This is a genomic window from Mesorhizobium sp. M2A.F.Ca.ET.037.01.1.1 (assembly GCF_003998075.1).
Lineage (GTDB): Bacteria > Pseudomonadota > Alphaproteobacteria > Rhizobiales > Rhizobiaceae > Mesorhizobium.
Map to the genome: position 1 here is coordinate 1 of NZ_RZSA01000276.1, position 6,937 is coordinate 6,937.

The 6,937-nt window shown below is 63.1% G+C and carries 5 protein-coding genes; 2 read left to right on the forward strand and 3 right to left on the reverse strand.

What is annotated here, in order from left to right:
* Positions 1–299: 299 nt before the first annotated feature.
* On the reverse strand, positions 300–1,469 hold the full coding sequence (locus tag EOA27_RS15630) for a cystathionine gamma-synthase (protein WP_126080325.1): 1,170 nt from the start codon (positions 1,467–1,469) through the stop codon (positions 300–302).
* Positions 1,466–2,899 (reverse strand): pyridoxal-phosphate dependent enzyme, encoded by a 1,434-nt coding sequence (locus tag EOA27_RS15635; RefSeq protein WP_126080326.1) that lies wholly within the window; start codon positions 2,897–2,899, stop codon positions 1,466–1,468. The genes EOA27_RS15630 and EOA27_RS15635 overlap by 4 nt, the downstream gene beginning before the upstream one ends.
* Positions 2,900–3,365: 466 nt before the next feature.
* On the opposite strand from EOA27_RS15635, the gene EOA27_RS15640 reads away from it, so the two are divergent.
* Positions 3,366–3,653 (forward strand): GIY-YIG nuclease family protein, encoded by a 288-nt coding sequence (locus EOA27_RS15640; protein ID WP_126080327.1) that lies wholly within the window; start codon positions 3,366–3,368, stop codon positions 3,651–3,653.
* A 111-nt stretch (positions 3,654–3,764) separates the two neighbouring features.
* Here EOA27_RS15640 and EOA27_RS15645 read toward each other — a convergent pair whose 3' ends face one another.
* Positions 3,765–5,105 (reverse strand): FAD/NAD(P)-binding protein, encoded by a 1,341-nt coding sequence (locus EOA27_RS15645; protein ID WP_126080328.1) that lies wholly within the window; start codon positions 5,103–5,105, stop codon positions 3,765–3,767.
* Positions 5,106–5,866: 761 nt separating this feature from the next.
* On the opposite strand from EOA27_RS15645, the gene tauA reads away from it, so the two are divergent.
* The gene (gene tauA / locus EOA27_RS15650) at positions 5,867–6,883 is read left to right on the forward strand and encodes a taurine ABC transporter substrate-binding protein (protein WP_126080329.1); all 1,017 of its coding nucleotides are present in this window, start codon (positions 5,867–5,869) and stop codon (positions 6,881–6,883) included.
* The last annotated feature ends 54 nt before the right edge of the window (positions 6,884–6,937 follow it).

Here is a 6,937-nt window from a genome sequence, read left to right on the forward strand (position 1 = left end):
TCGCGATCGTCATCCACGGGCGGAGCAAGGAGCGAAGCGACGCGCGCAGACCCGAGGATCCATGCCGTGACTTGGAAGCGCCGCGGCGGTCCAGAAATTCTGCACCGTTGCACACTTCGGTCCAGGTAACGGAATGGATTCTAGGGTCTGCGCGCGTCGCTTCGCTCCTTGCTCCGCCCTAGAATGACGAGGTTTAGAAGCCTCCAGCTCATCGCCAGCGTTTGCGCTGACTATCCCAACGGACGTTGATAGCCTTGCCCGTGAAACCTGCAATCTTTCAAAATCACCGTGTTGAGGAACTAGTGCGCCAGCGCCTGCTCCAGATCGGCGACCAGATCATCGCCGTCCTCGATGCCGCAGGAGAGCCGCACCAGCGAATCGGTAATCCCGATGGCGCCGCGTTTCTCCGCCGGGATCGAGCCATGCGTCATCAGCGCCGGGTGCTCGATCAGGCTTTCGACGCCGCCCAGGCTTTCGGCCAGCGTGAAAAGCTGGGTGCGTTCGAGGAAGCGTTTCGTTCCCGCCAGGTCGCGGTCGAGGTCGACCGAGATCATACCGCCGAAGGCGTGCATCTGCTGGACGGCGATGGAATGCTGCGGGTGGCTGGCGAGGCCTGGATAGATGACCCGGCGGACATTTTTTCGCGTTTCCAGCCATTGCGCTATTTTCAGGCCATTGGCCGAGTGGCGCTCCATCCTCAGCGCCAAAGTCTTGATGCCGCGCAGGGCCAAAAAACTGTCGAAGGGGCCGGAGATGGCGCCGATGGCGTTCTGCAGGAATTTCAGCTGGTCGGCGAGTTCCTTGTTGTCGCCGACGACCGCCACGCCGCCGACCATGTCGGAATGGCCGTTCAAATATTTCGTCGTTGAATGCACGACGATGTCGATGCCGAGCTCCAGCGGGCGCTGGATATAGGGGCTGCAAAAAGTATTGTCGGCAACGGTAAGCAGACCCTTACGCTTTGCAAGCGCCGCGAGAGCTTCGAGGTCGACGATGCGCAGCAGCGGGTTGGTCGGCGTCTCGACCCAGAGCAGCTTCGTGTCCGGCCGGATCGCGGCTTCGACCGCGGCCAGGTCGGTGAAATCGGCGAAGCTGACCTGCAAGCCCGCGGAACGTTTGCGCACCCGCTCCATCAGCCGGAACGAGCCGCCATAGATGTCGTCGGTGGCGACGATATGGGCGCCGGAATCGAGCAGCTCCAGCACCGTCGAGATCGCCGCTAGGCCGGAGGCGAAGGCGAAGGCTTTCGTGCCGCTTTCAAGGTCGGCGACCGCGCGCTCGAAGGCGAAGCGCGTCGGATTCTGGCTGCGGGCATACTCAAAGCCCTTGTGCACGCCGGGCGATTGCTGGCCGTAGGTGGAGGTGGCGTAGATCGGCACCATCACCGCGCCGGTCGTCGGGTCGTGGCTCTGGCCGCCATGGATGGTGCGGGTGGAAAAGGCCAGGCGGTTCTTGCCGTTTGAAGTCATTTTGCGCGGCGCCTCAGATGGTTGATCAGGTCGATACGGGTTATCAGGCCGATGAACTCCTCGCCATCGAAGACGATGGCGACCTCGTTGCGGTCGAAGACAGGCAGCAGCGCGTCCAGCGTCTGGTTGGCCTGCAGCGTGTGCAGGTTCGACGTCATGGCGGAGCGCACCGGGCCGTTGAAGCGATCCCAGCGGCCGTCATAGGGGCCGTCGACCTTGGCCAGGATATCGCTTTCGTCGACGATGCCGACCAGCCTGCCCTCATCCAGCACCGGCAGTTGCGAGACATCGGAACGGCGCATGCGGCCATAGGCGTTGAGCAGGCTTTCCTCCGGGCCGACCCAGACGGTGTCGCCTGTGCGGTGCGAGCGCATGACGAGGTCGCGCAAGTCGCCATGCTGCTCCTGCTCGGCAAGGCCCTGCTCTGCCAGCCAGAAATCGTCGAAGACTTTCGACAGGTACTTGTTGCCGCTGTCGCAGACGAAGGTCACGACGCGCTTGGGCACCGTCTGCTCGCGGCAATAGCGAAGTGCGGCCGACAACAGCGTGCCCGAGGACGAACCAGCGAGGATGCCTTCCTTGGACAAGAGATCGCGCACCGCCAGCATGCTCTGCTTGTCGGGGATGGAATAGGCCTTTTTCACCAGCGAGAGATCGGCATTGGGCGGCACGAAATCCTCGCCGATGCCCTCGACCGTCCAGCTGCCCGCCTCCTCCATCTTGCCGGTCTTGATCAGCGGCGCCAGCACGGAGCCGACCGGATCTGCGAGCACCATCTCGGTCTTCGGTGAATGTTTCGCGAAAAAGCGGCCAAGGCCAGTGAGCGTGCCGCCGGAGCCGACACCGACCACCACCGCGTCGACATCGCCGTCGAGCTGCCAAAAGATTTCCGGGCCGGTCGTCGTCTCATGCGCCAGCGGATTGGCCGGGTTGGCGAACTGGTTGGCATAGAACGCGCCGGGCAGCTCGGAAGCGATCTTCTCGGCCATGTCCTGGTAATATTCGGGGTGGCCCTTGCCGACATCGGAGCGCGTCATGCGCACCTCGGCGCCGAGCGCGCGCAGATGCTGGATCTTCTCGCGCGACATCTTGTCGGGCACGACCAGGATGATGCGGTAGCCTTTCGGAATGCCGACCTGGGCAAGGCCGAGGCCGGTGTTGCCGGCAGTGGCCTCGACGATCGTGCCGCCGCGCCTCAACTTGCCCGCCTTCTCGGCGGCGGCGATCATCGACAGCGCGATGCGGTCCTTGATCGAGCCGCCGGGATTCTGGCTTTCGAGCTTGATGAACAGCCGGCATTTGCCGGTGTCGAATTTGGTCAGCTCGACGATCGGCGTCTGGCCGATCAGGTCGAGCACCGAAGCGTAAGGCGGGCGAAGCCTCGACAGGTTTGTGTCCGCGCCGCCGGGCGCTTTTGTCTGCTCGCTCATCTTGAGTGCTCCATCGAAGCAGTTCGAGGCGGATGTCGGCAATCTCGCGCATCAAGCCGCCGGAATCCATTCCGGCTTGGCGGATCGCGCGCCCTGTCTTTTCCAGCCCTTTTCATCCGGAAAGAAGATAGATCGTGCCAATCCGGCGGCGAGTCGGGGAATGGAATTTCACGGAGGGCGCTTTGGAGAAGGTTGATTGGAAATCGATCATCAGCGTCGAGTTTTTTCACACCCCCTCTGGCCCATTGGGCATCTTCCTTGTGGGCATAGCCGCGCGAGTCTCTGGGATGTCGTCAAGGCGATAGAGAGGTTTCTTGGTGTGACGGGCAACCTATCCTTCGTCATTCTAGGGCGGAGCAAGGAGCGAAGCGACGCGCGCAGACCCTAGAATCCATGCCGTGACCTCGGCCGCAGAATGCAGCGGTCCAGAATAGCCGCCGATAACTGCACCAACTAAGATCACCAGATGACCGGCTACGTCTACATGACCGCGAGCCAGAAAGGCGGCACGATCTATATCGGTGTCACCAATGACCTTGCTCGTCGCATGCCCGAGCACAAGACTGGCCAAGGCTCCAGCTTCACCAGCCGCTACGGCGTGCAGCGTCTGGTCTGGTACGAGGAATACTTCGACATCGCCGATGCAGTTCAGCGTGAGACGTCATTGAAGCGCTGGCCACGGCAGTGGAAGATTGATTTGATCGAGACGACTAATCCCGAGTGGTTCGAGCTCTTTCGCGGAATTGGCTGGTGAACGTTCTGCGCCGTGGAGGCTCTCAATCGTCACGGCATGGATTCTAGGGTCTGCGCGCGTCGCTTCGCTCCTTGCTCCGCCCTAGAATGACGACCGATTGCAGCGAGCGCCTCACCCCAGCAGCTGCTTGCTCAGCTTCGCGCACTGCACGCGGATGTCGGGAATGGCGTCGATCTCGAAGAAGGTGCCGCGCGTCAGCGGGCCGACGGCGAGCAGCTTCGACGACACCGTGCCGTCGGCCGCGATCAGCTCGCATTTCGCGGTGACGTCGAGCCCGAGGCGCAGCGGATCCGGCCGCGCCACGCCACGCTCGATCAGCGCGCGCACGAGGCCGTTAGAGGTCCTCGAAATGTCGCGGGCGATGCCCATGCAATCATAAAGGCGGGCGACCTGCAGGGTCTCGATATCCTGCGTGCCGCGCGGCTGGATTTTTACGGTGAAGCCGCCGTTCGCCTCGACATTCACGATCCTGCCGGCGACGAGGCGGATGCGGCCCGAACTGACCGCCTCGGTGACGCGCTGGTAGACTTCCGGCGCCATGCGGTGGCGGTGGATGTCCCACCAGGCCTTGGTGTGCTCGACGAAGCGGCGCTTGGCGGAGGACGGCCAGTTCTGCCAGATCGTCTGGTTGAAGGGCCGCAACCCATCGACCACGTCGCGCCAGTCGCCGCCGGCCTTCTGGGTCTCGCGGATCAGGTTGCGGAACCAGCCGACGAAATAGGAAAGCTCCGTGCCGAGTGGGATGTCGGCGATGTCGAGCTTGATCGGGTTGCCCTTGCGATGCGGCGACGGCAGCAGGCCGCGCCGCGATACCGCGACGATCGGGCCGCGATGGCCGCGCTGTTCCAGCGACAGGAAGGCGTCGACCATGCTGAGGCCCGTGCCGAGCAGCAGGACACCGGCTTGCGGATCGAGCGCGGTGTCGGCCTCCGTGCCCATGCGGATGGCGTGGCCCTGGAAGGCGCCGGGCTGCTCGTCATGGCCGGTGGCAAGCACGGCCAGATGGCCAACGACGCTGGTGCCGTTGGCGAGCACCACCTCGACACCAGCCGACGTCGGCGAGATCGACAGGCTCTCCTCGGCAATCAGCCGCAACCGGCCGGTCTCGCGCTCACGTTCCACCAGATCGTCGAGCAGCTCCCTCAGGTAACGGGCATAGAGACTGCGCGGCGCATAGAATGGCCCCTGGTCGGGTTTGGCGAAGCCGCGCTCAAGCACCCAGCGCGCGAAATGGGTGGGGTCGTCGGCATAGGCGCTCATCCCGGAGGCTTTGACGTTGAGCACATGCGCCGACAGCAAAGTGGAATAGGCCATGCCCTGGCCGAAATGCGGACGCTTCTCGATCAGCGTGACGCGCAGATCAGAGTTTGACGACATCAGCAAATGCGCGGCCAGCACCACGCCGCTGGCGCCGCCGCCGACAATGATGATGGAGTTGCCGCGTCCAACCATGGTTGCGAGCCGAAACGGGGCGATCAGCGCGCGGCGAGCGCCGCGGGCGGCCTCGGCCGCAGGCCACGAACGATCGCCGGAACGGTTTTCAGAAGGTTGCGCATCGTTCTCTCACTCCCAATGTTGATAAGATTACTATACTAAGAGGGCTGGGCACGAAATGATGGTTCCAATTCGCCGGCGATTTGAAGCATGGATTTGCTGAAATCCGGTGACAGGAGGATTTTCGTTCAGACTGCCGCGATTGTGGAAGGGCGCCGCATCCGCTGTCGTCATTCTAGCCCGGAGAGTCCGCTTTGGTATCTTTGAAAGGGAGCGCCAACCCAACGACTTCGTCATTCTAGGGCGGAGCGACGCGAAGCGGCGCGTAGACCCTAGCCGTTACCTTCGCGAGAGGTGCAACGGTAGAGAATAGAACCCTTATCTACCCCCGCCGAAAGATAGGTCTGCACCGCAGCATCTCTTCTATTTCACGGCATGGATTCTAGGGTCTGCGCGCGTCGCTTCGCTCCTTGCTCCGCCCTAGAATGACGACTGGAAGGAGGGCTTTGCTAACCACCCGGGGGCACCGAAGAGCGCGGCTGGCGCCGCGTCCACCCGCACCAACCCCGCGACCGTTCCTTTGCGCCCGTTCCGCCGTTACCCGGCGACACTTTTCCAACAAAGCGCCCTTCGTTGGAAGGATTTAACTCTACAAACCTGATAGAATTAACGGACGATAGAAAGGCAATCCAGTTTTCAGGGGTTTATGGAGCCTTTCAATGTCAATCCTTTCACGACGCGATCTGTTGCTTTCGTCGGCCGCCGCTCTTGCCGGCGCCGCCCTGCTCGGCCCTGCCAGCGCCGAGGATCTCAAGATCACCATCGGCTACCAGACGGTGGTCGAGCCTTCGAAAGTGCCGCAGGCGGACGGCGCCTATGAAAAGGCGACCAAGGCGGCGATCGACTGGCGCAAGTTCGATTCCGGCGCCGACGTCATCGCCGCGATCGCCTCCGGCTCGGTCGATATCGGCTATGTCGGCTCTAGCCCGCTGGCCGCGGCCGCCAGCCGCGAGCTACCGATCCAGACCATCTTCGTCGTCGGGCTGATCGGTCCGTCGGAGGCGCTGGTCGCCCGCAACGGCTCCGGCATCGAGAAGGTCGCGGATCTGGCCGGCAAGAAGGTCGCCGTGCCGTTCGTCTCGACCACGCATTACAGCCTGCTCGCGGCGCTGAAGCATGAGAATGTCGATCCGAAGTCGGTGCAGATCCTCAATCTGAGGCCGCCGGAGATCGCCGCCGCCTTCGCGCGCGGCGACATCGACGCGGCCTATGTCTGGGACCCGGCGCTCGGCCAGGTGAAGACGTCCGGCAAGGTGGTGCTGGACTCTTCGCAGGTAGCCGCCTGGGGCGCGCCGACCTTCGACGCCTGGATCGTGCGCACCGATTTCGCCGAAAAGCACCCCGAAGCCGTGCGCGACTTCGTCAAGGTGACCGGCGAAGCCTATGCCAAGTTCCTCGCCAAGCCGGAGGCCTGGTCGGTGTCATCGCCGGAAGCCGGCAAGATCGCCAAGCTCACCGGCGCCAAGCTGGAAGAGGTGCCGGAGCTGCTCAAGGGCTATGTCTTCCCGTCGCTTGAAGAACAGGCTTCGGACAAGTTCCTCGGCGGCGCAACCGTCAAGGCCGTCGCGGCGGCGTCCGCCTTCCTCAAGGAGCAGGGCAAGGTCGACGCCGTGCTGCCCGACTATTCGAAATATGTGACGGCGAAATATGCCAGCGAGGCGCTCGCCTCGAACTGAGCCTTCTCCATGCGATTCCCGGAAGGATGACCGCCTTTCCGGGGATTGTTCGGA

Bases quoted from the DNA above. Each gene is read 5' to 3' on its own strand.
- tauA (WP_126080329.1), top strand. From the start codon at position 5,867: ATGTCAATCCTTTCACGACGCGATCTGTTGCTTTCGTCGGCCGCCGCT.
- EOA27_RS15635 (WP_126080326.1), bottom strand. From the start codon at position 2,899: ATGAGCGAGCAGACAAAAGCGCCCGGCGGCGCGGACACAAACCTGTCG.
- EOA27_RS15645 (WP_126080328.1), bottom strand. From the start codon at position 5,105: ATGGTTGGACGCGGCAACTCCATCATCATTGTCGGCGGCGGCGCCAGC.
- EOA27_RS15640 (WP_126080327.1), top strand. From the start codon at position 3,366: ATGACCGGCTACGTCTACATGACCGCGAGCCAGAAAGGCGGCACGATC.
- EOA27_RS15630 (WP_126080325.1), bottom strand. From the start codon at position 1,469: ATGACTTCAAACGGCAAGAACCGCCTGGCCTTTTCCACCCGCACCATC.